This is a genomic window from Flagellimonas lutimaris, assembly GCF_051494225.1.
Taxonomy (GTDB): domain Bacteria; phylum Bacteroidota; class Bacteroidia; order Flavobacteriales; family Flavobacteriaceae; genus Flagellimonas; species Flagellimonas lutimaris_A.
Map to the genome: position 1 here is coordinate 177,879 of NZ_JBNPYE010000004.1, position 25,914 is coordinate 203,792.

General features: G+C 41.0%; 19 protein-coding genes and 1 pseudogene. 18 read left to right on the forward strand and 2 right to left on the reverse strand.

What is annotated here, in order from left to right; translation table 11 throughout:
• The first annotated feature begins 7 nt into the window (after positions 1–7).
• The 7 genes and pseudogenes from ACQQ5U_RS10745 to ACQQ5U_RS10775 form a co-directional block, all read left to right on the forward strand.
• Positions 8–394 carry a hypothetical protein gene (locus ACQQ5U_RS10745; protein WP_437397412.1) on the forward strand — a complete coding sequence of 129 codons (387 nt, stop codon included), beginning with the start codon at positions 8–10 and terminating at the stop codon, positions 392–394.
• Positions 391–1,329 (forward strand): hypothetical protein, encoded by a 939-nt coding sequence (locus tag ACQQ5U_RS10750; RefSeq protein ID WP_437397413.1) that lies wholly within the window; start codon positions 391–393, stop codon positions 1,327–1,329. The genes ACQQ5U_RS10745 and ACQQ5U_RS10750 overlap by 4 nt, the downstream gene beginning before the upstream one ends.
• 41 nt (positions 1,330–1,370) lie before the next feature.
• A complete protein-coding gene (locus ACQQ5U_RS10755) occupies positions 1,371–1,694 on the forward strand; it encodes a hypothetical protein (protein WP_437397416.1) in 324 nt (107 codons plus the stop codon).
• The gene (locus ACQQ5U_RS10760; protein ID WP_437397417.1) at positions 1,688–2,113 is read left to right on the forward strand and encodes a hypothetical protein; all 426 of its coding nucleotides are present in this window, start codon (positions 1,688–1,690) and stop codon (positions 2,111–2,113) included. The genes ACQQ5U_RS10755 and ACQQ5U_RS10760 overlap by 7 nt, the downstream gene beginning before the upstream one ends.
• A 24-nt stretch (positions 2,114–2,137) precedes the next feature.
• Positions 2,138–2,590, forward strand: a complete 453-nt coding sequence (locus tag ACQQ5U_RS10765) for a GNAT family N-acetyltransferase (RefSeq protein ID WP_437397418.1) — start codon at positions 2,138–2,140, stop codon at positions 2,588–2,590.
• Between the two features lie 173 nt (positions 2,591–2,763).
• Entirely contained in the window at positions 2,764–3,234 is a 471-nt protein-coding gene (locus ACQQ5U_RS10770; RefSeq protein WP_437397420.1) for a VOC family protein, read from the forward strand.
• A 320-nt stretch (positions 3,235–3,554) separates the two neighbouring features.
• Positions 3,555–5,486: pseudogene (locus tag ACQQ5U_RS10775) on the forward strand (propionyl-CoA synthetase); the annotation flags it as partial.
• Positions 5,487–5,507: 21 nt separating this feature from the next.
• Here the strand turns inward: ACQQ5U_RS10775 and ACQQ5U_RS10780 are convergent.
• The gene (locus ACQQ5U_RS10780; protein WP_437397422.1) at positions 5,508–8,528 is read right to left on the reverse strand and encodes a PA14 domain-containing protein; all 3,021 of its coding nucleotides are present in this window, start codon (positions 8,526–8,528) and stop codon (positions 5,508–5,510) included.
• Between the two features lie 350 nt (positions 8,529–8,878).
• Between ACQQ5U_RS10780 and rimP the strand changes: the two genes are divergently transcribed.
• The 3 genes from rimP to infB are packed head-to-tail and all read left to right on the forward strand — an operon-like array spanning position 8,879 to position 13,381.
• Entirely contained in the window at positions 8,879–9,340 is a 462-nt protein-coding gene (gene rimP, locus ACQQ5U_RS10785; RefSeq protein WP_437397424.1) for a ribosome assembly cofactor RimP, read from the forward strand.
• Between the two features lie 12 nt (positions 9,341–9,352).
• Entirely contained in the window at positions 9,353–10,585 is a 1,233-nt protein-coding gene (gene nusA, locus ACQQ5U_RS10790; protein WP_437397426.1) for a transcription termination factor NusA, read from the forward strand.
• A 42-nt stretch (positions 10,586–10,627) separates the two neighbouring features.
• The gene (gene infB, locus ACQQ5U_RS10795; RefSeq protein ID WP_437397428.1) at positions 10,628–13,381 is read left to right on the forward strand and encodes a translation initiation factor IF-2; all 2,754 of its coding nucleotides are present in this window, start codon (positions 10,628–10,630) and stop codon (positions 13,379–13,381) included.
• Between the two features lie 54 nt (positions 13,382–13,435).
• On the opposite strand, the gene ACQQ5U_RS10800 is transcribed toward infB, so the two are convergent.
• A complete protein-coding gene (locus ACQQ5U_RS10800; protein WP_437397429.1) occupies positions 13,436–13,813 on the reverse strand; it encodes an SPOR domain-containing protein in 378 nt (125 codons plus the stop codon).
• Positions 13,814–14,048: 235 nt separating this feature from the next.
• Here ACQQ5U_RS10800 and ACQQ5U_RS10805 point away from each other — a divergent pair, with 235 nt between their 5' ends.
• The 8 genes from ACQQ5U_RS10805 to ACQQ5U_RS10840 are packed head-to-tail and all read left to right on the forward strand — an operon-like array spanning position 14,049 to position 25,790.
• A complete protein-coding gene (locus ACQQ5U_RS10805; protein ID WP_437397430.1) occupies positions 14,049–15,416 on the forward strand; it encodes a cytochrome c3 family protein in 1,368 nt (455 codons plus the stop codon).
• Between the two features lie 32 nt (positions 15,417–15,448).
• Positions 15,449–18,562, forward strand: coding sequence for a TAT-variant-translocated molybdopterin oxidoreductase (locus ACQQ5U_RS10810; RefSeq protein WP_437397432.1), 3,114 nt, complete (start codon positions 15,449–15,451; stop codon positions 18,560–18,562).
• 34 nt (positions 18,563–18,596) lie between these two features.
• Positions 18,597–20,315: an NrfD/PsrC family molybdoenzyme membrane anchor subunit gene (gene nrfD, locus ACQQ5U_RS10815; RefSeq protein ID WP_437397433.1), complete on the forward strand. Its 1,719-nt coding sequence runs from the start codon at positions 18,597–18,599 to the stop codon at positions 20,313–20,315.
• Positions 20,316–20,317: 2 nt separating this feature from the next.
• Entirely contained in the window at positions 20,318–20,845 is a 528-nt protein-coding gene (locus ACQQ5U_RS10820; protein ID WP_437397435.1) for a DUF3341 domain-containing protein, read from the forward strand.
• Positions 20,846–20,849: 4 nt separating this feature from the next.
• Positions 20,850–21,419: a c-type cytochrome gene (locus ACQQ5U_RS10825; RefSeq protein ID WP_437397437.1), complete on the forward strand. Its 570-nt coding sequence runs from the start codon at positions 20,850–20,852 to the stop codon at positions 21,417–21,419.
• Between the two features lie 17 nt (positions 21,420–21,436).
• The gene (locus ACQQ5U_RS10830; protein WP_437397439.1) at positions 21,437–22,774 is read left to right on the forward strand and encodes a quinol:cytochrome C oxidoreductase; all 1,338 of its coding nucleotides are present in this window, start codon (positions 21,437–21,439) and stop codon (positions 22,772–22,774) included.
• A gap of 27 nt (positions 22,775–22,801) precedes the next feature.
• Entirely contained in the window at positions 22,802–23,926 is a 1,125-nt protein-coding gene (locus tag ACQQ5U_RS10835; protein ID WP_437397440.1) for a cytochrome c oxidase subunit II, read from the forward strand.
• 40 nt (positions 23,927–23,966) lie between these two features.
• On the forward strand, positions 23,967–25,790 hold the full coding sequence (locus ACQQ5U_RS10840; RefSeq protein WP_437397442.1) for a cytochrome c oxidase subunit I: 1,824 nt from the start codon (positions 23,967–23,969) through the stop codon (positions 25,788–25,790).
• Positions 25,791–25,914: the final 124 nt, after the last annotated feature.

Below are 25,914 nucleotides of genomic sequence, written 5' to 3' on the forward strand. Positions count from 1 at the left end.
CAAAATAATGAATATAAAACTATTAATGACTACAAGTGCCATTTTCTTGGCAATTATTGGAGCGTTACTTTCCTTTTTGCCCAATGAAACAGCTGCTTATTTTAATATTGAATCGAATCTTGTTACCATACTCTTTTTGAAAATAATGAGCGCATTATACTTAGGATTTGGTATTTTAAATTGGATGGCAAAAGGAACACTTATTGGAGGTATTTATAATAGACCTATTGCCATTGGAAATCTTATGCATTTTGGAGTTGGGGCAATTGCCTTAGTTAAAGTTGTTTCTAATATCGAAACACACTCTGAAATAATAATTTCTCTCACAGTGGTCTATCTTATTTTTGCGCTACTTTTTGCCTATGTCTTTAAAACTAATCCAACTAATAAATGAAACAAATAAAACTTTTTTCCTTTTTGATCATCCTGCTTGTCATTTTTTCTTCATGTCAGGACAGTAAAAAATCCAACCTGACTTTACTCAGTGACGAAATCCCAACAGATACACCCTTGGTTTTTGGTCAAGGTGTTGTTTCCATTAAAGAAGCGAAGGATTTTGCCATTACCTTCTCCCCAGAAATGGACGAAATCTATTTTACGCGTAGAAAACCAGAAGAGGACAATGAAATTTATGCCATGAAATTAATTGATGGTAAGTGGTCCAACCCAGAACCGGCATTTTTTGCTGCAACCGAAGGATGGGATTTTGAACCCCATATCAACCCTAAAGGCGATAAACTATATTTTGGAAGTTTAAGGCCCCTTAACGATACAATTGGGTCAACAGGGTTACACCAATGGTACAGTAAAAAAAGCGTCAGCGGTTGGAGTGAGCCAAAACCATTGGAAAAACCATTTGTGGATAGGTCTGTAACAATGTACTTGACATCTTCAGAAAATGGTAATTTATATTTTACCACTGGAGAAAAAGGTGACAAACCAGAAGATTGGGTTATTTATAATTCAATTAAGGAAGGTGGTCAATATAAAAGTATCAAAAGAATGGAAGGGGAAATAAACGCTACCGGCAAATGGATAGCTCATTCATATATTGCTCCGGACGAAAGCTATATGATTTATGATTTTAAAAGTGATATGGGGTTTGGGGAAAGTGATTTATACATCAGTTTTAATAAAAATGGTGCATGGACAGCACCTTATAATCTGGGGCCTAAAATAAATACCGATCAAACTGAAATGACGGCAAGTGTCTCGCCCGATGGCAAGTATTTATTCTTCCATAGGGGGGTAGATGATGATGGTGATATTTATTGGGTAGATTTCAGGACTGTAAAAGAAAATATTGAGAAGAATATTAATAGCAACTAAGACAGCTGGTAAAAATTAGTTTACTAGCTCAATTAGAAAACATGATGAACAAAATAATAGGATTACTCCTCAGTACCTTCACTTTAATCTCATGCAAAACCAGTGAGGTTGAAATTTTAGAGGATAATGGATTGCTTATTGAAAATGCCCAAATCATATCCCCCGAAAACCAAACCATATCTGCCGATAGCATTATTATAGTGGATGGAGATAGCACCGTATATGTTGACCAAGTTGTCGTGAATGGTCAATCAATCAACAGAACAAACTCTTATCTGCCAAAAATACAGATGAGTAGTTCTCAATTGAAAACTATGAAAAAGACAAAATTCATCCTTACAATCCTGTGCAATGCTTTATGCTAATTGTATCGGCACAAAGAGATGCAACAAAAACAAATTTGATTGACAGGACAACGTCGTTTATCAACGCTTACAGTGCCAAACAACAACCCAATAGTACTGTTGATGATGTTGATCACTTTCTTTCCTTTTTTGCAGATGATTTTAAGGATGAGCACATTAAATACGGTGTGGTTGTCGAAGATAAAGCGGAGTTCAAAAAGGGGTTAGTGGACAAACTACAGAACAAAGTGTATTTTCATCGGGTAACCATAGAGGATATTATGATGGGAAACAATGTTGCCTTTGTCAAAATAAAAATCTGGGCCAAGGTAAAACCGTACCACATGGATACCATTGTGGAACACACTACAGGTCAAATCATGTCAATTGAATATGATGAAAGTGGATTGATAAAGCACTTGAGACGACATCACAATTGAAAAATCGAATAAGCAGGAAAGATCATGAAATTCAGAAAAGCAACAACTAAGGATGTACCGAACATTGTTGAAATGATTGCTGACGACGCTTTGGGCAGTAAACGGGAAAATTACACCATACCATTGCCCAAAACCTATTATGATGCCTTTGAGTTAATCGATTCGGACTCAAACCAAGAACTAACGGTTGTTGAAAACGAAAAGGGTCAAATAATTGCTGCTTTTCAAATGACTTTCATTCCCTATCTGACTTACCAAGGAGGTATTCGTGCACAAATTGAAGGAGTACGCGTGCACAAGGGCCATCGGGGTCTGGGAATAGGTAAAATTATATTTGAATGGGCCATCCGAAGAGCGAAGGAACGTAACCCCCATTTATTACAATTGACAACCGACAAAAAACGCCCCGATGCCATTCGATTTTATGAGTCCCTTGGATTTAAGGCCACCCACGAAGGCATGAAAATGCATTTTTAAATTACAGCTGTCTTTGCTAAAATTCCAATTGCCCCATATTCTTAAGATAGATTAAGATTGGTCCATTTCATGCCCTATATATTTGCCAAGTACAGAGATTGCTCAATCAATTGGGATTAAAACTTCTTTGATTAAAATGTATTCTATCATCAATCACTAAATAAACCATTAAAATGAGACTGACTACGGCCATAGTATCCATTGTACTTTTTCTAAACTATTCCTGTAATAGTGGAAACAACGATACTCTAGATGGGGGTATGACTTTACGATTGGAGCTATTTACCTCGGACATGAAAAAATCGGTGGATTTTTATACCGGGATATTGGACTTTACAATGGAAGGTAAGCAGATAAATTATTCCTATCAGCCGGTAAAAAGAGGAAATGTCATCTTTGGAATTGGCCCTCTAAGTAAACTTTCCAATGACCATCATTTTAATCCCAACCTAAAGAATATTCAAAAAGGGTATGGGGTGGAAATCGTATTGGAAGTTGATGATGTAGCTGAGGTCTATGAGAATGTCAAATCAAGTGGATATCCTGTGGAGGTACCCTTAGCGACCCAAAGTTGGGGACTAACGGATTTCCGTGTTGTAGACCCCGATGGTTATTACCTGAGAATTACTTCAAAACAAGAATAAACATTGTAAGTATAGTTGTTGATACGCTTGTATTGATGAACATATTTTTTAGCATTTTTAAAGCCTTTATTAGGCACTTGGGCGGGCCATGTCATAAAGGTATAAGGAGTTTGGTTTTAATGGTATGGTTTGATTGTCAAAACTCTTAAAGAATAAGAAGTTGGATAATTTATATATATCAATTTAGCGATATTATTTAATTGGTCAGGTGGATAAATTACTACTTTAGACGTGTTGACTTTCAAAAGTTTCATTTTCAGTTCTTTGAAAATATCATCTAATGGAATGTTACAAACAAACACGCACACAAAAACTATTCAAACTATATTACGATGGCTAAGATCAATTATGAGCAGGAATTCAATCGCTCCATCAAAGATCCTGATAGCTTCTGGATGGAACAAGCCGCCAAAATTAACTGGTTTCAAAAACCACAGAGGGCATTAACAAAAGATGAAAACGGGTTTTACCGTTGGTTTAAAGGTGGGAAATTAAACACATCTTACCTAGCACTCGATTCCCATATTGAGAATGGGCGGGGAAACGACATTGCACTTATTTACGATTCGCCAGTTACGCAAACGATTGAGAAGTTTACCTATTTGGAGCTGCGCGATCAAGTGAGCCGTTTGGCGGGAGGTATGAAGCGTTTAGGGGTCGAAAAGGGCAATACCGTAATCATTTATATGCCTATGATTCCACAGGCTGTGGTCTCTATGTTGGCCTGTGCCCGATTAGGTGCTGTTCACTCTGTTGTTTTTGGCGGATTTGCACCGCACGAGTTGGCCATTCGTATAGATGACGCCAAACCCAAATTGATTATTACTGCCACTTCAGGAATAGAGGTGGATCGGATTATTCCTTACAAACCTATGGTGGACGATGCCGTTAAAATGGCATCACATAAACCCGAAAATGTTATCGTTTATAACCGAAGGCTGGGAGCTGCTCGCCCGGATGGTGAAAATGATATTGATTATGCTACCCTTATGAGGATTGCCGATCCGGTAAGATGCATAGAGGTGGACGCGACCGACCCACTCTATATTTTATATACTTCCGGAACTACTGGAAAACCAAAGGGGATTATTCGTGATAATGGAGGACATGCCGTTGCTATGCATTACAGCATGAAACACGTGTATGGAGTTAACCCAAGAGAAGTTTTTTGGGCTGCCAGTGATGTAGGTTGGGTAGTAGGACACAGTTATATTGTGTATGCATCCTTGATTTATGGATGTACTACCGTACTTTTTGAAGGTAAGCCGGTTCGTACTCCAGATGCATCTACTTTTTGGCGGGTAATCAGTGATCACGAAGTCGATGTTATGTTCACCGCACCAACGGCAATTAGAGCCATAAAAAAAGAAGATCCAGAAGGCCATTTTATAAAGCAATTTGATATGACCCCTCTTCGGTATTTGTTCTTGGCAGGAGAACGTTGTGATGTTTCCACCTTGAACTGGGCGGAAGAAAAATTGAATGTACCCGTGATTGATCATTGGTGGCAAACTGAAACTGGTTGGCCCATTGTTGCCAACATGATGGGCTTTGAAGAACATTTTGATGTTAAGCCAGGTTCTGCAACAAAACCTGTATGTGGGTACGATGTCCAGATTTTGAGAGAAGATGGAAGTGTGGCTGAATTGGGAGAAGAAGGGTATGTAACCGTGAAATTGCCAATGCCACCAGGTACATTGCCCAATCTTTGGGGTGACACGGAAAGATTTATAAAAGGGTACCTTAATAAGTTTAAAGGCTATTATTTTTCCGGTGATGGAGGATATATTGATGAGGACGGTTATGTGTTTATAACTGGTCGTGTGGATGATGTGATTAATGTGGCTGGACATCGATTGTCTACCGCTGAAATGGAAGAAGTGGTTGCCAAACATCCAGATGTGGCCGAATGTTGCGTAGTTGGAATAGAAGATGATCTTAAAGGTCAGATTCCATTGGCCATTACAGTTCTGAAGACAGGTGCCGCCATTGAAAGTTTTCAATTGCAAACCGAAGTAGTAAGTGATGTCAGAAAGGAAATTGGTCCCGTTGCTTCTTTGAAAAAAGTATTGGTGGCAGAACGATTGCCCAAAACTAGATCAGGAAAAATATTGCGCAAAGTGATTCGGGCCATTGCCGATGGAAAGGAGTTTACGCCGCCGTCAACAATAGATGACCCGGCAATATTGACCGAAATTCAGGAACTTTTCGAAGATCAAATGGTCGGTTCCTTTGAAAAGAAAGTAAAGTAGTCAATTTAAATAGGCGAGCACTTAATTTTTGTTTACTCTAAAAGTTACCCCTCTATTGGTGATGACTCTTCCCGTTTTCATGGTTAAGGTTGCTTCATTGGAAGTGATCGGTGTACAGGTTCCACTGCTATTGGAGACGAGCACTCGATATATGTATCCGTTGTAGTTGGTGTCAGGTGTGTTTACAGTGAGATTAGCTGTCTGCGTACCCGAATATTCGAAACCGTCGGTAATAGTAACAAAGTTACTGCCTCCATCCATGCTTACTTCCCATTGGTAGGTATCTACATTGGTAGCGATTACCGAAAAGCTTCCATTATTACCGACCACAACAGTTTGGTCGCTAGGTTGTGTAGATATGGTAAATGGAGTTACGGTAATGGTCTGTTCCACATCCAAGCTGTTTCCTGATGCATCGGTAACTCTATATGTCCTGGTTATAATTTCTGGATTTGTCCCGCCATCACTTACATCACTAACAAAAGTTACCGTTGGACTTGGGTCGCAATTATCTGCTTCATCTGCAATAACCGTGATGTCGGCTGTTGGAACATCGGCTGAACAATAAACCGTTAAAGGTGAAGGTGCACTAGCTGTAGGAGCAACATTGTCCACTGTAATAATAGTCGTGGCCGCAATGTTTGGACCCGCAGGGTCCCCAGGCATTCCTCCATATTCTACCAAATATCCTTTGGGTTGATAGTCTCCACTACCTGCCCCAGTGTTCGAAAGGTCGTTCCAAGATCCAAGCAATCCAACCCCTGGTGCTGTAATGTGTGCATAATCTTCATTACCGGATTGATTTGGTTCGCCCGTATTCCAAAATTCATATCCAAATGCGGTTCCTCCTGCAGTTCCTCTCCAAAAAAGAGTTCCCGCTTCGGGACCTGTTACCCAGTACCAATCTCCTTCGGTAGCTGCATCGCTCGCGCCAATCCAACCTGCACCTGGTGCTTGTGATCCTAAAAGGTCTGATTCATCCTGATTTGAAATAGTAGCTAAATATCCTTGAAGTCCATAAAAAGTCCGTAGGGCGGCGGCATCTCGCGCTGCTGTCCAGGTAATCCCCAAAGAGGGCACATATTCGTAATAATGCCCTGTCGATTCCAGGTAATTAGCTTCGTTCAATACCACGGAAAATGTACGGGTATCCCCAGAGGTTACCGTTGCCGTAGTTTGGAATTCGACCGCGGCAATTGCAGTTTCAAACTCGGCCAATGTAGCTGGTCCGTTCAACAAAAGCCTTCCTTCTGATGTGTCCCAACTTACCGTAATGTTAGGATGCGTGCCCGTTAAGCTTAAAAGATCGCCAGAAACATCGTAGTTGGAAGTGACTTGTATGTAAACAGCATCCAAAGTGGTGCTGTCAGGGTCGGTAATGCTTACGGTTTCCACTACGGGAATAGTATCACCAGGACAAAATATTTGATCTCCTGTTGCAGAAATGGATGGTGGGTCATTGGCGTCAACAATGTCATCTCTAAAATCCAAATCACCCCCAGAACCTAGATCACCATCCGAATCGGGCAGCATAAGTGTTCCTCCTGTAGAGTTCAGTGGATTATCAATATCACCTCCCGGATCATCATAGTCTGTAGTAGTATCTATAGCGTTGTCCAAACCGTCTCCGTCACTATCTGTTCCAGAAAGCGTTAAGGTCGCCTCAGTTGTATCATTGGTCCCATCATTATCACTGTCGGTGTCCATAAAATCGGGAGTGCCATCACCATCGGTATCCACATAGGTAATACCACTAATTTCGTAGGCATTGTCCAGACCATCATTATCGGAATCGCTTCCTGATGGAGCAGTATAGCTTATAGATGTCTGAGCTTCCACATTGTCGGGAATACCATCCCCATCACTGTCCAAATCTTGATAGTTAGGGATGCCATCACTATCGGTGTCCACGGTGGTGCAATTTACAGCACCGCATTCATCGGTATCTAGAATTCCATCGTTGTCATCGTCAATATCCACACTGTCATCAATTCCATCTCCATCCAAATCGGTTGCTGGAGTACTACAACTGGAATACAATACCGAAAAGGGTATGCTTTGTTTGGAGATAGAAGGGCCTTGATATTGAACGGCCAAGGTTTCACCTCCACCGTTTTCAAAGAAAAGCACCCGAATATTATGTAAACCTGTGGTCAATGTTGTGGAGCCAGATCTTTCCTGTGTTCCATGAAGGCCATCATTGCTTACAATTTGCACCCCATCAATATAGAGTTTGGACCCATCATCTGATGAGGTATAAAAGGTATAGGAGCCTGCTGTGTTGATTTGGATATAGCCATCGTATCGAATGCTGAAACTATCAGTATCACCAGGATCTTCTTGATTTTGAAGGGCATCCACATCAAAACTGGTGTAGGTTCCAGTACCCAATGCGCCTGTGGTAGGAATATTGTCCACAGTATTTCCTGAAGGAACACTATCGTAAAACTCAAAATCCAACTCGCCGTTACAAATACCAGAAATACCCTCTACTGTTACGTTGTCTATAAAATATTGTTCGTTATTGTTATTGTTGTCCATTCTTACCCTAACTTCCAAAGTAGTGTTGCCGGCACTAGCAAATCCAAACCCATATGAAGAATTTAAAGGATCGGAGTTGGAGCCAGATGCATTTACAAACTGTTGCCAAGAACCACTATCAATACGGTATTCGCCAATCATGTAATCACTTCCATTTTCCATGTCATTGGGGTCATCCACCCAAGTATCCATGCTGAAGCCAATAAAATCGTATCCAGAAATATCGATAGTGTTTATCTGCCAAATACCTTCCGCATCGAGATTTCTACCTCTTAAAGCGTTGTTTCTGGTGGCTAGTCTACTTCCCCGATTAGTGGTCCAATTGGAGGCAGAGGATCCGGTTGCAGTACCATTTTCGGTCCCATTTCCATAGCTGTTAAAATTTTCGCTCCAAATGGTAGTTTGCGAAAATGTAACCATTGTACCCAAAAAAAAGAAGGCGATAAATGCCGTAACTGGCTGGGTAAATGGTTTTATTGACCATTTAGAAGTTGAGGTCATGCCCATACGTTATGTTGATTGGAAAACAAAAGTAATGGGTAGGTCCTTGGCGCAAAATATTTGTTGTGAAATGGGTTAAAATGATTGTTAACCCTATGAATTCTTTGGAATTTCCGTGTTATTCAGGTCTCTTTGTTTTATTAAATAATAATCTCAGCAAATCGGTATAGCGGTCGCACATTAGTTCCTCGACTATTTATAATGTACTGAAAAATAGATGTGGAAAGCTCAATTTTTGTATTAAAATTGGTTGCACAAGCGATAATATTTGTTGTATATTTGCAAAACTGAACGGATATTAACGTATTCATGAGGGGACCTTGAGTCCCCTCTTTTATTACTGGTTTCTTATGTTGAAGGATAAAGTGGAATCGTTGTTGAACAAGGCTTTGGAGGAATATTCTTCCCTGTTCTTGGTAGATTTTACTGTTGGAGGAGATAATAGTATTAAGGTGGTTTTGGACGGTGATGAAGGTGTAAGTCTTCAAGATTGCATGAATGTTAGTAGAGCTATAGAGCATAATTTGGACCGTGAAGAAGAGGATTTTTCTCTAGAGGTCACCTCTGCTGGCGCTACATCACCATTGAGGTTGCCACGTCAGTACAAAAAAAATATTGGAAGAAAATTAAAGGTGAAAACCAGCTCCGGTGAAATGGAGGGAACGCTGGTCGAAACCTCGACAAATAGTATTACCTTGGAGTGGAAGGCGCGCGAGCCAAAACCAGTAGGTAAAGGAAAAGTTACAGTACAGAAAAAGCAGGAAATCGCATTTTCTGACATTCAAGAGGCAAAAGTTAAATTAAAATTTTAATTGTAGTAGAAAATGGAAAACCTAGCGCTCATCGAATCCTTTTCGGAGTTTAAGGACGATAAGTTTATTGACAGGGTGACCCTTATGGCGATTTTGGAAGAAGTTTTCAGAAGTGCGCTCAAGAAAAAATTTGGTTCTGACGACAATTTTGATATCATAATCAACCCAGATAAAGGGGATTTGGAAATATGGAGAAACCGTATCGTTGTGGAAGATGGCGAAGTGGAAGAACCAAACGAAGAAATATCCTTGTCCGAGGCTAGAAAAATTGAACCTGATTTTGAAGTTGGGGAGGATGTTTCGGAAGAAGTTAAATTGATCGATCTTGGAAGAAGGGCGATCTTGGCATTGCGTCAAAACTTGATTTCTAAGATTCATGAGCATGATAATACCACCATCTACAAGCAATTTAAAGATTTAGAAGGTGAAATTTATACTGCAGAGGTGCATCATATTAGACACCGTGCCGTAATTTTGTTGGATGATGAAGGAAACGAAATCATTTTACCAAAGGAGAAGCAGATTCCATCCGATTTTTTCCGTAAGGGGGACAACGTACGTGGTATTATTGAGAGTGTAGAGCTTAAAGGAAACAAGCCGGCCATTATTATGTCCAGAACATCTCCTATTTTCTTGGAGCAATTGTTCTTCCAAGAAATCCCCGAGGTTTTTGATGGATTGATTTCCATTAAAAAGGCAGTCCGTATCCCAGGAGAGAAAGCGAAGGTGGCAGTGGATTCTTATGATGATAGAATTGATCCTGTAGGTGCCTGTGTGGGTATGAAGGGATCTCGTATCCATGGAATTGTTAGGGAATTGGGCAACGAGAATATCGATGTAATCAATTGGACAAACAATCCGCAATTAATGGTTACCCGTGCACTTAGTCCTGCTAGGGTGTCATCCGTTAAATTGAACGATGAGAAAAAAACAGCTCAAGTATACCTAAAGCCCGAGGAGGTTTCCAAGGCCATTGGTAGAGGTGGGCATAACATACGATTGGCTGGTCAATTGACTGGTTATGAAATAGATGTGTTCCGTGAAGGCGTTGAAGAAGATGTGGAATTGACCGAGTTTTCTGATGAAATAGAAAGCTGGGTTATTGAAGAATTCAAGAAGATTGGATTGGATACAGCACGTAGCGTATTGGAGCAAGATGTGAAAGATTTGGTGAAACGAACCGATCTTGAAGAAGAAACAATCCAAGAGGTCGTTCGCATCCTCAAGGAAGAATTTGAAGATTAGGCTTATATTAGCAGCGAAAATTTAGGGCAAGTAAAATTATTTATGGCAGAAAATCCAACAATACGACTTAACAAAGTTCTCAGAGAATTGAACATTTCACTGGATAGGGCAGTCGATTACCTCTCCTCGGAAGGGCATGAGGTAGAGGCGCGGCCTACCACTAAGATATCCAATGAGGTGTATCAAGTTCTGTTGGATGAGTTCCAAACGGATAAGAGTAAAAAGGTCGCTTCCAAGGAAGTTGGTGAAGAAAAGCGCAAGGAGAAAGAGGCTATCCGAATCCGAATGGAAAAGGAGCAGGAAGAACGCAGGTTGGCCAAGGAGAAAAAGGAGGCGGAACAGCAGGTAGTAAAAGCCAAAGCTGAACTTTCCGGACTTAAGACCGTTGGTAAAATTGATTTGGATAAAAAAACCGAAAAGCCCAAGGAGGAGAAGCCAAAACAAGAAGAAGCGCCCAAACCTGATCCTGTAAAAACACAAAAGGAAGAAAAACCCGAGGTTCCTGCCAAAGAAAAAGGGGAAAAGCCAAAACAGGAAGAAGTTAAAACGGTAGAGGCAAAAGAAGTAGGGGCAAAGGAAGTAGAGGCAAAGGAAGAAAGTAAAGAAAGTTCTGAAGAGACCACTGAGTCTGGAACTATCAAAACCAAATATCAAAAGCTTTCAGGCCCGAAGATTACCGGGGATAAAATTGATCTTTCGCAGTTTAAAAAACCAGCCAAGAAGAAAAAAGAGGATAGTCAAAAACCTAAAGGAGGTTCTTCTGATGGTGCGGATCGTAAGAAACGCAGAAGAAGAATTGTGAAAAATGGCCCACAACCTGGTGGCGGTCGCAATAATAGAGGTGCAGCGGCAGGAAGAAAAGGACAACGTTCTACAGCTCCTAAAGTTGAGCCTACCGAAGAAGAAGTACAAAAACAAGTAAGGGAAACTCTTGAAAAACTTCAAGGGAAATCCAGCAAGGGAAAAGGAGCAAAATATCGTAGGGAGAAAAGAGATCAGCACCGTCAACAAACGGAGAAGGATCTTGAGAAGCAAGAATTGGAGAGCAAGATTCTAAAGGTGACCGAATTTGTTACGGTTAATGAACTTGCTACCATGATGAATGTTTCCACGACCCAAATTATTTCTGCTTGTATGTCGTTAGGTATCATGGTGACGCTCAATCAGCGCTTGGATGCCGAGACACTTTCCATTGTTGCCGACGAGTTTGGTTATGAAGTAGAGTTTGTGACGGCGGAAATCGAGGAAACCATCGAGGAAGTGGAGGACACTCCAGAAGATTTGGTGCCACGAGCACCGATTGTTACAGTGATGGGTCACGTAGACCATGGTAAAACATCTTTATTGGATTATGTTCGTCAAGAGAATGTGATCGCAGGTGAGAGTGGTGGTATTACCCAGCATATTGGGGCGTACGGAGTTTCATTGGAAGGTGGACAAAAAATAGCATTCTTGGATACACCAGGTCACGAAGCGTTTACCGCTATGCGAGCGCGTGGTGCCCAAGTAACCGATATTGCTATTATCGTTATTGCTGCGGATGATGATATTATGCCTCAAACCAAAGAAGCAATAAGTCACGCACAAGCGGCAGGAGTCCCTATAGTATTCGCAATCAACAAAGTTGATAAACCTACGGCAAATCCCGATAAGATTAAAGAAGGCTTGGCCAGTATGAACTTGTTGGTAGAAGACTGGGGAGGAAAAGTTCAATCCCAGGATATTTCCGCTAAAACAGGACAAGGAGTTCCTGAGTTGTTGGAAAAAGTCTTGTTGGAAGCCGAACTATTGGAGCTAAAAGCAAATCCTGACAGATTGGCTATGGGAACTGTGGTAGAAGCTTTCTTGGATAAAGGTAGGGGTTATGTGTCCACAATTTTGGTGCAGACCGGTACCTTGAACATCGGAGATTATGTGTTGGCCGGAACCTGTAGTGGTAAGGTCAAGGCTATGCAAGATGAGAGGGGAAACAATATAGAAAGTGCTGGCCCATCTACGCCAATCTCTATTCTTGGATTGGATGGAGCGCCACAGGCAGGTGATAGGTTCCACGTGCTGGAAGATGAGCGCGAAGCCAAACAAATTGCGGCCAAACGTTCTCAATTGCAACGTGAGCAATCTGTAAGGACACAACGACATATTACCTTGGATGAAATTGGACGAAGAATCGCATTGGGTGATTTCCAAGAACTGAATATTATCCTTAAGGGTGATGTGGATGGTTCTGTGGAAGCTTTGACCGATTCGTTCCAAAAATTGTCCACCGACGAAATCCAAGTGAATATTATTCACAAAGGAGTTGGTGCAATTACCGAATCTGATGTGTTGTTGGCAAGTGCCTCCGATGCGATAATAATCGGATTTAATGTAAGGCCAATGGGTAATGCCAGGACCATAGCAGATAAAGAAGAAATCGATATTAGGACATACTCCATCATCTATGATGCGATTAATGATCTTAAAGATGCGATGGAGGGAATGTTGTCTCCAGTGATGAAAGAAGAAATTACCGGTAACGCCGAAATCAGGGAAACATTCAAGATTTCCAAGATCGGAACCATTGCAGGTTGTATGGTGACCAGTGGTAAGATATTCAGAAACTCACGTATCAGACTCATCAGGGACGGTGTAGTGATCTATACTGGAGAATTGGCTTCGTTGAAACGATTTAAAGATGATGTCAAAGAAGTATCCAAAGGATACGATTGTGGACTTCAGATTAAGAATTACAATGATATTAGGGAGGGTGACATAGTTGAGGCCTTCCAAGAAGTTGCGGTGAAGAAAAAGCTGTAAGAGATAATTCTAGATTGGATATAAAAAAAATCCCGCCTTTTGAGCGGGATTTTTTTATGATTTGGATTCTTTTTCCTCCGGTTTTAGGAGCATGGCATCCGGATATTTTTTTCGAACCTCCAGGTACTTTCTCTCGGCCTCCAATTTTGTTTTGAATTTTCCGAGCCTAACACGGTATGTAGGTGATTCAAACTCTATTTTGGAATACCAGTCAGGAAAATCAACCTCTACCTGGTCTAATAACTCTTGTGCCTTCTTATAGTTCCCAAAACCAACCTGAATTTGGTAAAATCCAGAATTAGCATGAACCGTGGTGTAAAGTTTCACCAATTCATCAATTTTTGAATCTTGTTGGATGGTCACTTGTGCATCCTGGGCCGAAACCTGTGTTGCCAAACCAATCAAAATTGCTGTAAATACAGTGGTTTTCATATTGTTCCAGTGTTGTATAGTTTAAGCTTATTGCAAATGTAGATTATTATAGGTTAATCAAGTTAGGGCCAAGTTATTTAGAATCCTTATAAATTATAAGTTATAAATACCTTAACATTTCAAAAAATGACTGTATGTCTTACTTTTGTTGCCATTCTTGGCAGGGTGAAAGGCTATTGCTCTCAAACTCAATAGAAAGAATCGTGCCAAAGATTTCGATAGAAATTTCACTAATATGAAAAAGGTTTTATACCGCCATCTATTTTCTAAAGTTTTAGGTTTAACTCTCCTATTATTCTCCACATCTTTTTATGCTCAGGAAGAAACTGAAGCTGCTGCCGAGGTAGTTGCAGAAGGGACTGCTGATGCTGCTGGAGCGGATCCAGTAAAGGGGAAGCAACTTTTTAACCAGAATTGCGCCGCATGTCACTCCCTGGATAGGAAGATGACTGGTCCTGCGTTGGCCAATGTGGAAACAAGGCTAGCTGAAGATCAGGGGTTGGATAAAGAATGGATTTATGCATGGGTTAAAAACAGTCCTGGGGTGATTTCATCTGGAGACTCCTACGCTGGTAAAATTTATGCTGAGTACAATCAAGCAGCAATGACACCTTTTCCAACATTGTCAAATGAAGATATTGACAATATTTTGGCCTATACGGCTGCTCCGCCACCGGCACCGGCAGCAACTACTGCTGCAGCGACGGCTGGAGGTGAGGCTACTGGTTCCAGTACTGGAATATCCAATGAGATGATTCTTGGGGCCTTGGCCTTGGTTTTTGCGCTTTTGGTGATTATGCTTGTTTTGGTAAACAAGACGCTTCGTAGAATTGCTGAAGCCAATGGCGTTGTACTTGATCAGGAAAAGGAAAAGCGTTTGCCTATTTGGAAAGCCTTTGCTCAAAACCAATTCTTGGTTTTGGTCAGTGTAATTTTCCTGCTTTTGGGAAGTGCATATTTCGCTTATGGGTACTTGATGCAAATAGGGGTTGACCAAGGTTACGCGCCGGTGCAACCAATTCACTTTTCGCACAAGATTCATGCAGGGGACAATAATGTTGATTGTAAATACTGTCACTCTTCTGCAAGGGTGTCCAAAACGTCAGGGATTCCTTCCTTGAATGTTTGTATGAACTGTCATAAGTCCATTTATGAGTATGCAGGTAATCCAGAGGGGCCATCAGCGGAAGATTTGGCCGCAGGTCACACTAACGAGTTCTACACTGGAGAAATCAAAAAATTATACAAAGCAGTTGGATGGGATGAAGAAAACCAGAGCTACACAGGTGATACGCAGCCGGTGGAGTGGGTGAGAATCCATCAATTGCCTGACTTTGCTTATTTCAACCATTCCCAGCACGTTTCTGTGGCCGGTGTTGAGTGTCAAACTTGTCACGGTCCGGTTGAGGAAATGGAGATAGTGGAGCAGTTTGCTCCATTGACTATGGGATGGTGTATTAATTGTCACCGAGAGACCAATGTTAAGGTTCAGGGCAATGCATACTACGAAGCAATCCATGAGGAATTGTCCAAGAAGTATGGTGTTGAGGAATTGACCGCCGCTATGATGGGTGGTTTGGAATGTGGTAAGTGTCACTATTAAGAATTAAAAGAAGATAATCTCAGATATATCGTATGGCATCAAACAAAAAATATTGGAAAAGTGAAGCGGAGTTGAATCCGAACGATTCCATTGTTGAGGCGCTAAGAAACAACGAGTTTACAGAGGAGATTCCCGTTGATGAATTTTTGGGCGACAAGGAAAGCTTGTCTTCCTCGAACACATCTCGTAGGGATTTCTTGAAATATGTAGGTTTCAGTACGGCGGCAGCTACCGTTGCGGCGTGTGAAGGCCCAGTTCATAAATCTATTCCATATGTAGTGCAGCCGGACAATATTGTTCCCGGTGTGGCAAATTATTATGCTACCACTATTGCGGACGGTTTTGATTTTGCCAGTATTTTGGTGAAGACTAGGGAAGGAAGGCCTATCAAAATTGAAAACAATACCGATGCTAAAATTAATGGTGGTGCCAATGCAAGGGTGCAGGCCTCTGTTTTATCATTGTACGATAGTAAAAGGGTTCAAGGGCCAATGGCCAATGGTGAGCCCGTTGAATGGAAGGTGTTGGATGCTACCGTTAAAGCAAAGTTGAATGCTTTGAAAGGTTCTAGTAAACAAGTGGTGTTATTGACACAGACTTATGCCAGTCCTTCAACTTCTAAATTGATATCCGAGTTTAAGAAAGCTTACGGAGAAAATGTAAATCATGTAGTTTACGATGCCATTTCCGAAGATGCTGCATTGAACGCATACCAAAAAGCTTATGGTGAACGTGCCTTAGCGGATTACGATTTTGAGAAAGCGGATTTGATTGTTTCTTTCGGAGCTGATTTTCTAGGTGATTGGCAAGGTGGTGGATACGACTCAGGGTATGCCAAAGGTCGTGTTCCCAAAAATGGAAAAATGTCCAGACACGTTCAGTTGGAATCTAATATGTCTTTGACAGGTGCCAACGCAGATAAGAGATACCCGATGACGCCGACCCAGCAAAAAATTGCCCTTGCCAAATTGTATGGCAAATTAAACGGTAGTAGTGTTGGGGGTGGAACTTCTGATGTTGATGAAGCCGTGGATAAAGTTGCGGCTGAAATCAGAAAGGCAGGTAGTAAAGCAGTTGTGGTAAGTGGTCTTAATGACGAAAACGCACAGACTGTTGTATTGGCCATTAACAAATTGTTGGCCAGTGAAGCTTTTGATGTCGAAAAACCTAAATATGTACGTCAAGGTGATGTTGCAAAAATGGGCAAGTTGATTGCTGATATGAATGCAGGTCGTGTTGGTGCGTTGATTATGGATGGTGTTAATCCAGTGTATACTTTGCCTAATGCGGAAGAATTCCTTTCTGGATTGGAGCAGGTAGATGTATCGGTTGACTTTGCTTACATTAATGATGAAACTGCGCAAGCGTCCAGCTACGTTGCTGCAGCCTCACATTACTTGGAGTCTTGGGGTGATGCCGAATTCAAAAAAGGAGAATATAGCTTGATGCAACCTACCATTCGTGAGTTGTTTGATACAAAACAGTTTCAAACAGCACTTTTAACATGGATGGGCATCGAGAAAACATATTACGAATACATTAAAGAAACTTGGAGTACAGATGTGCTTCAAGGTGAATCTTGGAACAAAGCATTGCAGGATGGGGTGTTTGCCGCACCAGCTATGATTGTTGAGGAAGAAACAGTAGCTGCTAATGATTCTGGTGAAGAACCAGAGATAGTTCCAATTGCCTCTGCAGTTCGTTCTTTAGTGAATTCAACAAGTCCAGGAACAGAGCTTGTTCTTTATTCCAAAACAGGAATGGGAGATGGCCGTCAGGCCAACAACCCTTGGTTGCAAGAATTCCCTGATCCAATTTCCAGGGTTTCTTGGGATAACTATGTGACAGTTTCTAAAGCTGATGCTGAATCTTGGGGGCTTGAAAATACAATTGAAGCCGATGGTGGTGTCAATGGTAGTTATGTAAAATTGACGGTTGATGGAATGGTATTGGAAAATGTTCCGGTGATTATTCAGCCAGGTCAGGCAGTAGGTACGGTTGGTCTATCATTTGGGTATGGTAAAAAAGCAGGAATGCAAGATGAGATGGCAACGGGAGTCAATGCCTATACTTTGTATAGCAACTTTTCCGATGTTCAGTCTGTAACAGTTGAGAAATCCGCTGGGGAGCACGAATTTGCTTGTATTCAATCTCATAAGACATTGATGGGTAGAGGAGATATCATCAAGGAAACTACCTTGGAAATCTTCAATACCAAAGACCACCAAGAGTGGAACCCAATGCCGCATGTAACTTTGAATCACAATGAAATACCTGTGACTTCACCTGATGCGGATTTATGGGATGAATTTGATAGAAGTATTGGTCATCACTTTAACTTGTCCATAGATTTGAACGCTTGTACCGGTTGTGGTGCTTGTGTTATAGCATGTCATGCAGAGAACAACGTTCCTGTTGTTGGTAAGGCTGAAATGCGTCGTTCCAGGGATATGCACTGGTTGCGAATCGATAGATATTATTCTTCTGAAGAGACCTTTGAAGAGGATAACGAGAAGAAGGAGAATATGGATGGCCTTTGGGGTGATAAAGGTTCTCTTGGAGGATTCAGGGAGATGGAAGATCCGTCTGCCAATCCACAAGTGGCTTTCCAACCTGTAATGTGTCAGCACTGTAACCATGCACCTTGTGAAACGGTTTGTCCAGTGGCTGCTACATCGCACAGTAGGCAAGGTCAAAACCATATGGCTTATAACAGATGTGTAGGTACTAGGTATTGTGCCAACAACTGTCCATATAAAGTTCGTAGGTTCAACTGGTTCTTGTATAGTGACAATGACGAGTTTGACTTTAACATGAACAACGACTTGGGTAAAATGGTTATTAACCCAGATGTTAATGTACGTTCAAGAGGTGTTATGGAAAAATGCTCTATGTGTATTCAAATGACGCAAAAAACCATTTTGGATGCCAAGAGAGATGGAAGAGTGATCAAGGATGGTGAGTTCCAGACGGCTTGTTCTGCAGCTTGTAGCAGTGGTGCAATGGTATTTGGTGATATCAATGACCACGACAGTAAAGTGGCAGAGTTGAAAGAAGATGATAGAATGTACCATTTGTTGGAGCATGTAGGGACAAAACCAAATGTGTTCTACCATGTGAAAGTTAGAAACACCAACGAGGCTTAATCAATAAAAAAAAGAAGTAACTAGAAGATAAATTATGGCGTCGCATTACGAAGCACCTATTCGAAAGCCCTTAGTGGTCGGAGACAAAGGATACCACGATGTAACAGTGGACATTGCCCGTCCGGTTGAGGGAAAGGCCAATAAGCAATGGTGGATTGTATTTTCCATTGCATTAGTGGCATTCCTCTGGGGTCTAGGATGTATCATTTATACCGTTTCCACGGGTATTGGGGTTTGGGGTCTTAACCGAACCGTTAACTGGGCCTGGGATATCACCAACTTTGTGTGGTGGGTAGGTATTGGTCACGCAGGTACACTGATTTCAGCTGTACTCTTGCTTTTCCGCCAAAAATGGAGAATGGCGATTAACCGTTCTGCTGAGGCGATGACCATTTTCTCTGTTGTACAGGCAGGTTTGTTCCCAATTATCCACATGGGTCGCCCATGGTTGGGTTACTGGGTACTTCCTATCCCTAACCAATTTGGTTCCCTTTGGGTAAACTTTAACTCGCCCTTGCTTTGGGACGTATTTGCGATATCAACCTATCTTTCTGTATCACTGGTGTTCTGGTGGACAGGTTTGTTGCCTGACTTCGCTATGATTCGTGATAGAGCGGTAAAGCCATTCCAAAAAAAGATATACGGTATTTTAAGTTTTGGTTGGACTGGTCGTGCAAAGGACTGGCAACGTTTTGAAGAAGTTTCTTTGGTATTGGCCGGTTTGGCAACACCTTTGGTACTTTCGGTACACACCATTGTATCTTTTGACTTTGCTACCTCGGTAATTCCAGGATGGCATACCACTATTTTCCCGCCGTACTTTGTTGCCGGTGCGATTTTCTCTGGTTTCGCCATGGTGAACACACTTTTGATCATTATGCGTAAAGTGTGCAGTTTGGAAGCATACATTACAGTTCAACATATTGAGTTGATGAACATTGTGATCATGATTACAGGTTCCATTGTTGGGTGTGCCTATATCACCGAGTTGTTCATTGCATGGTATTCCGGTGTTGAGTACGAACAGTATGCATTCTTGAATAGGGCAACAGGTCCTTACTGGTGGGCTTACTGGTCCATGATGACCTGTAACGTGTTCTCGCCACAGTTTATGTGGTTCAAGAAATTGCGTACCAGTATCATGTTCTCTTTCTTTATCTCTATAGTGGTGAACATTGGTATGTGGTTTGAGCGTTTTGTGATTATCGTAACCTCATTGCACAGGGATTATTTGCCATCTTCATGGACAATGTTCTCCCCAACCTTCGTGGATATCGGAATATTTGTAGGGACCATTGGATTCTTCTTTGTGTTGTTCCTGTTATATTCGAGAACATTCCCGGTAATTGCACAGGCAGAGGTAAAATCAATCTTGAAAGCTTCAGGAGAGAAATACAAAAAACTAAGGGATGCAGGTAAGCCTTTATATGTTACACCAAGTATTAAAGGTGAAACAAAGGTTGAAGAGGCTCCTAAGGCAGAGGCAAGTGAGGAGCATGTTTCAACTTTATTGGGGGCATTGGGTACTTTCGATGCCGAAACAGAGATAGCTGATGATTTGAAAAAGGTTAAAGGAATTGGTCCTCAAATGGAAGAAACCTTGAACAAGATTGGAATCTATACTTTCGCTCAAGTGAGCAAAATGACCGAAAAAGAATACGATTTGCTGGATTCTATCACTGGTTCTTTCCCAGGAAGGGCGCAACGTGATGATTGGGCAGGTCAGGCTAAAAAATTAAACGAAGAAAAGTAATTATGGCATCAAAAGTTATACAAGCACTTTACAACGATGACGATGTGTTGATGCATGCCGTAAAAAAGGTTAGGGCAGAGCACCATCATATCGAAGAGGTGTACACTCCGTTTCCTGTTCACGGTCTGGACAAGGCAATGGGATTGGCGGATACCCGAATAGCCATTACATCTTTCCTATATGGATGTTTAGGATTGACGGTTGCTGTAGTTATGATGAACTATATCATGATTGAGGATTGGCCTCAAGATATTGGTGGTAAACCAAGTTTCAGCTACTTGGAGAACATGCCGGCATTTGTTCCAATTATGTTTGAGCTTACGGTTTTCTTTGCAGCTCACTTAATGGTAATCACTTTTTATCTAAGAAGTAGAATGTGGCCATTCAAAAAAGCGGAAAACCCTGATAAGCGTACCACCGATGACCATTTTTTAATGGAGTTGGGTGTACACGATAACGAAAATGAACTTGCCGATTTGTTGTGGGAAACAGGTGCGGTAGAAGTAAAAGTTACAGAAAAGGAGTCTTAATAATATGAAACAATTAGGTAAAATAAGTGTTGTTTTGGTACTGGTGATGTTCGCAGCTTCATGCGCGGATAAGAACAGTCCAAACTACCAATTCATGCCAAACATGTACGAACCTGTAGGATATGAAGCCTATCAAGGTGTGGACAACGGATTGTTCCCCGACGGAACTGAGGCCATGTTGCCGCCAGAAGGAACCATTTCTAGAGGATACATGCCCTATGAGTTTGAAAACACTCCAGAAGGTAAAGAACTAGCAAGATTGAATACAAGTCCATTGGATTCCTTAAAAAATGAGGAAAACTTGGCAAAAGGTGCAGAGCTTTATGCTATTTACTGTGCCGTTTGTCATGGAACAAAAGGAAATGGGCAAGGTAATCTTGTGAAGAGAGAAAAAATATTGGGTGTTCCCAGCTATGATGATCCAGCAAGAAATATTACAGTTGGAACTACGTATCACACTATTTATTATGGATTGAACTCCATGGGGTCTTATGCCTCTCAGTTCGCCAATGAAAAAGAAATGTGGCAAGTTTCCGAATACGTAATGAAGTTAAAGGAAGACCTAACAAAATAATTGGATAAGAAGAAACTATGTATACCTTTTCAAACAAACTTAGAATAGGATCTTTCATAGCCATGGGGCTTGGATTTATTTTCCTTGTAATTGGTTTCATGTCTTCCCCATCAACTGTGGAAGAAGCCAAAGCCATGGTGGCAGTGCATGAAGATGGTCATGGTGGAGGACATGCAGAGGCCGCGGCCGAAACCCATGGTGAAGAACAAGGTCATGGTGTGGAAGCTGCGCAAGGAGAAGAGCACGATTCTTCCCACGATACACATTTGTTGCACCAGTTGCAAAACCGACCTTGGTCGGCACTTTACGTAGCTGCATTCTTTTTCTTTATGATTGCTTTGGGCGTGTTGGCATTCTATGCCATACAACGAGCAGCACAAGCTGGATGGTCCCCTTTATTGTTTAGGGTCATGGAGGGAATAACGGCATATTTGATTCCTGGCGGTATTATTTTATTTGTTATACTATTGCTTTCGTCATTGCATATGAACCACATGTTTGTGTGGATGGATGCGGACACTGTAGCCCACGATGAATTATTACAAGGTAAAGCAGGGTATTTGAACCCAACCTTCTTCTTGATAAGAGCGGCTGTATTCTTGGGTGGATGGATTTTCTATCGTCAATATTCAAGAAAACTTTCTTTAGCTCAAGATGAGTCTGACGACAATAGCAATTTTGTAAAAAACTTTAGATGGTCAGCGGCCTTTTTGGTATTCTACCTAATATCAGAATCAATGATGTCTTGGGACTGGATAATGAGTCTAGATCCTCATTGGTTTAGTACGCTATTTGGATGGTATGTTTTTGCCAGTATGTTTGTTTCAGGTATAACTGTAATCGCAATGGTTACCGTTTACCTAAAATCAAAAGGATACTTAGAGGATGTGAATAATAGCCATATCCACGATTTGGCCAAGTTCATGTTTGGTATCAGTATATTCTGGACTTACCTTTGGTTTTCACAGTTTATGCTTATTTGGTATGCAGATATACCTGAAGAAGTAACGTATTACATAGCACGTTTTCAAGATTACAAATTGCCATTCTTCGGTATGTTGGTCATGAACTTTGTTTTCCCATTGTTGGTACTTATGAACAGTGATTACAAACGTGTAAACTGGTTTGTAATAATGACCGGTATAGTGGTTCTTTTTGGCCACTATTTGGATATATTTAATATGGTAATGCCTGCAACGGTTGGTGATCAATGGTATATTGGATTGCCTGAGATTGGCGGTATTTTATTCTTTGGAGGTTTATTTGTGTTCTGGGTATTCACAGCTTTAACAAAAGCCCCATTACAACCCAAAAGAAACCCATTTATTGAAGAGAGTAGACATTTTCATTATTAAACGATTTAAGTCTTAGATAGATAAACGATGACTGCATTATTAACATTTACTGTTTTAGTATTAGTTGCGATAGCTATTTGGCAGATGACCAAGATTTTTGAATTATCGCAAACTAAAACAGAGCGCGCTGAGATAGCCAACGATTCCGATAACAAGAACAATGGGTACCTTTTATTTGCCTTTCTGATTTTTATTTATGGAATCACCATTTTCAGTTTTGCGAAGTATTCCAAAATGCTTTTGCCAGAAGCTGCATCCGAACATGGTTTTGAATATGACCAGTTGATGTGGGTGTCCATGGGAATCATTTTCTTTGTTCAAACAATTACCCAAGCGCTATTGCATTACTTTGGTTATAAGTACAGAGGACAAAAAGGAAGAAAAGCGTTGTTTTTTGCCGATAATGACAGGTTGGAGTTTATATGGACCATTATACCCGTAATTGTATTGGCTGGTTTAATTCTTTGGGGATTGTATACTTGGACCAACATAATGGACATTAATGAAGATGATGACCCATTGGTGGTGGAACTTTATGCACAACAGTTTAACTGGACAGCTAGATATAGCGGAGAAGATAACGTTCTCGGTGATGCCAATGTAAGGTTGATAGATATAGCAAAAGCCAATGTGCTTGGATTGGATGAATCCGATCCTAATGCTGAAGACGATATCATAGTAAAAGAACTGCACTTGCCTGTAGGAAGAAAGGTTAACTTTAAAATGAGGTCTCAAGATGTATTGCACTCTGCTTACATGCCTCACTTTAGAGCACAAATGAACTGTGTACCTGGAATGATTACACAATTCTCTTTTACCCCCACGGTAACTACTGAGGAAATGCGTTTAAACCCTGATGTAGTGGACAAGGTAAAAAGGACCAATGCCATTAGAGCTCAAAAAGCAGCAGAGGGTATACCGAATAACGATCCATGGGAGTTCGATTATATATTACTGTGCAATAAAATATGCGGAAAATCACACTATAACATGCAGATGAAGATTATAGTGGAAACCGAAGAAGAATACAATAAGTGGATTGCTGAACAGAAAACATTCAAAGAATCTGTTATGGTTGATGAAACCGAGCAAGCCTTCAACACTAACGACGGTGTTGATATTGAATTGGAAGACACCACTTCGGAGGAATAACAAACAACTTAAAAGAATAACGAAAAAAATTAATTGGAATATGTCTGAAGTAGCCCATGTAAATCACGATGATCACCACGATGATCACGGACATCACCATAAGGAAACTTTCATAACAAAATACATTTTCAGTCAGGACCATAAGATGATATCCAAGCAATATCTGATTACTGGTCTGATTATGGGATTCATCGGTATAGCCATGTCATTATTGTTTAGAATGCAATTGGCTTGGCCAGGAGAATCTTTCGGGATTTTTGAAGCTGTTTTGGGCAAGTGGGCCCCAGATGGGGTAATGGATGCCGACATCTATTTGGCATTGGTAACCATTCACGGTACTTTAATGGTATTCTTTGTATTGACTCAGGGCTTGAGCGGTACCTTTAGTAACCTTTTAATTCCATTACAGATTGGAGCCAGGGATATGGCGTCAGGATTTATGAACATGATTTCCTACTGGATGTTCTTTGTTTCATCTGTTATCATGATTATCTCATTGTTTGTAGAGGCTGGACCTGCGGCAGCAGGATGGACCATTTACCCACCCTTGAGTGCATTGCCAATGGCTCAGCCAGGTTCTGGTATGGGTATGACACTCTGGTTGGTGTCTATGGCAATATTCATCGCTTCTTCTCTTTTGGGTTCGTTGAATTACATTGTTACAGTTATCAATCTTAGAACAAAGGGAATGTCCATGACACGTTTGCCTTTGACTATTTGGGCGTTCTTTGTAACTGCAATTATCGGTGTAGTTTCTTTCCCGGTATTACTTTCAGCAGCCTTGTTGTTGATTATGGATAGAAGTTTCGGAACATCGTTCTTCTTGTCCGATATCTTTATTCAAGGTGAAGTATTGCACTACCAAGGAGGTTCCCCGGTATTGTACGAACACTTGTTCTGGTTCTTGGGACACCCTGAGGTATACATCGTATTGTTGCCAGCTTTGGGTATTACATCCGAAGTAATGTCAACAAACGCTAGAAAACCTATTTTTGGATATAGGGCAATGGTAGCATCTATCTTAGCGATTGCATTCCTATCTACAATTGTATGGGGTCACCACATGTTCGTATCCGGTATGAACCCTTTCTTGGGATCAGTATTTACGTTTACAACATTGTTGATTGCAATTCCATCAGCGGTAAAAGCATTTAACTATATCACAACCCTTTGGAAAGGTAACCTGCAGCTCAACCCCGCAATGTTGTTCTCCATTGGTTTGGTGTCAACCTTCATTACAGGTGGTTTAACAGGTATCATTTTGGGAGATAGTACTTTGGATATCAACGTTCACGATACGTACTTTGTTGTAGCTCACTTCCACTTGGTAATGGGTATTTCAGCCTTGTATGGTATGTTCGCCGGTATTTATCACTGGTTCCCAAAAATGTTCCAAGGAAGAATGATGAACAAGAACTTAGGTTACGTTCACTTCTGGATTACTGCAGTTTGTGCCTACGGGGTATTCTTCCCAATGCACTTTGTAGGTATGGCAGGTGTACCTAGACGTTACTACGAGAACACTGCATTTCCAATGTTTGATGAGTTGACGAACGTACAAGTATTGATGACCGTATTTGCGATAATTGCAGGTTTGGCACAGTTGATATTCGTTTACAACTTTATCTCCAGTATTTTCTACGGTAAAAAAGGACCAGTTAACCCTTGGGGCTCCAATACATTGGAATGGACAACTCCTCAAGAGCACATTCACGGAAACTGGCCAGGAGAAATTCCACACGTTTACCGTTGGGCTTACGATTACAGTAAAACATACGAAAATGGTGAGTATATTATAGCAGGACAGGATTTTGTTCCTCAAAACGTTCCGCTTCAGGAGAACGAGGAAGAGCTCAACCATTAAAAACATATTATTATTATTATTATTAGAGAAAAAGCCTGTCCATTTGGATGGGCTTTTTTGTTGGAATAGATTTTGAAGTGAATTGTATATCTTTAAACAACATTCCCCTGTCAAAATAGATTGC

Coding starts and splice junctions, on each gene's coding strand:
- ACQQ5U_RS10745 (WP_437397412.1), top strand. CDS start 8: ATGAATATAAAACTATTAATGACTACAAGTGCCATTTTCTTGGCAATT.
- ACQQ5U_RS10750 (WP_437397413.1), top strand. CDS start 391: ATGAAACAAATAAAACTTTTTTCCTTTTTGATCATCCTGCTTGTCATT.
- ACQQ5U_RS10755 (WP_437397416.1), top strand. CDS start 1,371: ATGATGAACAAAATAATAGGATTACTCCTCAGTACCTTCACTTTAATC.
- ACQQ5U_RS10760 (WP_437397417.1), top strand. CDS start 1,688: ATGCTAATTGTATCGGCACAAAGAGATGCAACAAAAACAAATTTGATT.
- ACQQ5U_RS10765 (WP_437397418.1), top strand. CDS start 2,138: ATGAAATTCAGAAAAGCAACAACTAAGGATGTACCGAACATTGTTGAA.
- ACQQ5U_RS10770 (WP_437397420.1), top strand. CDS start 2,764: ATGAGACTGACTACGGCCATAGTATCCATTGTACTTTTTCTAAACTAT.
- ACQQ5U_RS10780 (WP_437397422.1), bottom strand. CDS start 8,528: ATGACCTCAACTTCTAAATGGTCAATAAAACCATTTACCCAGCCAGTT.
- rimP (WP_437397424.1), top strand. CDS start 8,879: ATGTTGAAGGATAAAGTGGAATCGTTGTTGAACAAGGCTTTGGAGGAA.
- nusA (WP_437397426.1), top strand. CDS start 9,353: ATGGAAAACCTAGCGCTCATCGAATCCTTTTCGGAGTTTAAGGACGAT.
- infB (WP_437397428.1), top strand. CDS start 10,628: ATGGCAGAAAATCCAACAATACGACTTAACAAAGTTCTCAGAGAATTG.
- ACQQ5U_RS10800 (WP_437397429.1), bottom strand. CDS start 13,813: ATGAAAACCACTGTATTTACAGCAATTTTGATTGGTTTGGCAACACAG.
- ACQQ5U_RS10805 (WP_437397430.1), top strand. CDS start 14,049: ATGAAAAAGGTTTTATACCGCCATCTATTTTCTAAAGTTTTAGGTTTA.
- ACQQ5U_RS10810 (WP_437397432.1), top strand. CDS start 15,449: ATGGCATCAAACAAAAAATATTGGAAAAGTGAAGCGGAGTTGAATCCG.
- nrfD (WP_437397433.1), top strand. CDS start 18,597: ATGGCGTCGCATTACGAAGCACCTATTCGAAAGCCCTTAGTGGTCGGA.
- ACQQ5U_RS10820 (WP_437397435.1), top strand. CDS start 20,318: ATGGCATCAAAAGTTATACAAGCACTTTACAACGATGACGATGTGTTG.
- ACQQ5U_RS10825 (WP_437397437.1), top strand. CDS start 20,850: ATGAAACAATTAGGTAAAATAAGTGTTGTTTTGGTACTGGTGATGTTC.
- ACQQ5U_RS10830 (WP_437397439.1), top strand. CDS start 21,437: ATGTATACCTTTTCAAACAAACTTAGAATAGGATCTTTCATAGCCATG.
- ACQQ5U_RS10835 (WP_437397440.1), top strand. CDS start 22,802: ATGACTGCATTATTAACATTTACTGTTTTAGTATTAGTTGCGATAGCT.
- ACQQ5U_RS10840 (WP_437397442.1), top strand. CDS start 23,967: ATGTCTGAAGTAGCCCATGTAAATCACGATGATCACCACGATGATCAC.